Source organism: Thalassobacterium maritimum (genome assembly GCF_031127805.1).
In the GTDB taxonomy this organism is placed as follows: domain Bacteria; phylum Verrucomicrobiota; class Verrucomicrobiia; order Opitutales; family Coraliomargaritaceae; genus Thalassobacterium; species Thalassobacterium maritimum.
This window is the reverse complement of the sequence record NZ_JARXHW010000233.1, coordinates 1-474: the sequence shown is the minus strand read 5'-3', so window position 1 is coordinate 474 and position 474 is coordinate 1. Positions and strand designations below refer to the sequence as shown.

Genomic DNA, 474 nt, shown 5'->3' with positions numbered 1-474 from the left:
TAGCGCTTAATCAAGCGCACGACAGGGCCATCCCCATCGAGACGCTCACGTAGTGCTTCCAACGCACGCGCTTGCGGGACTTTATCGAAGAACGATTTTAGATCGATATCCACCGACCATTTGAAGCCTTCACGGTTGCAAGCAAAGATGCGGCGAACCGCATCATGCCCACGACAGCCCGGACGGAAGCCGTAGCTGTTAGGGCTAAAGCTACTATCCAAGATAGGACAGAGCACTTGATGGATCGCTTGTTGCACGATCCGGTCGAAGACAGTCGGAATGCCCAAAGGGCGCTTCTTTCCGTTCTTCTTTTCGATGTGGGTCCGGCGAACCGGACTCGGGCAGTAGTTCCCCAGATGCAGACGGCGCAACAAGTCTGTGCGCCGTAGTCGATACCACAGCGTAAAATCTTCCAGACTCACTCCATCCACACCAGCGGCTCCGCCGTTGGCTTTGACGCGGCGATACGCCGCT

The 474-nt window shown here is 56.1% G+C and carries 1 protein-coding gene; it reads right to left on the bottom strand.

What is annotated here, in order from left to right:
• A partial coding sequence (locus QEH52_RS20180; protein WP_308952766.1) for a reverse transcriptase domain-containing protein occupies window positions 1-474 on the bottom strand: 474 nt, incomplete at both ends.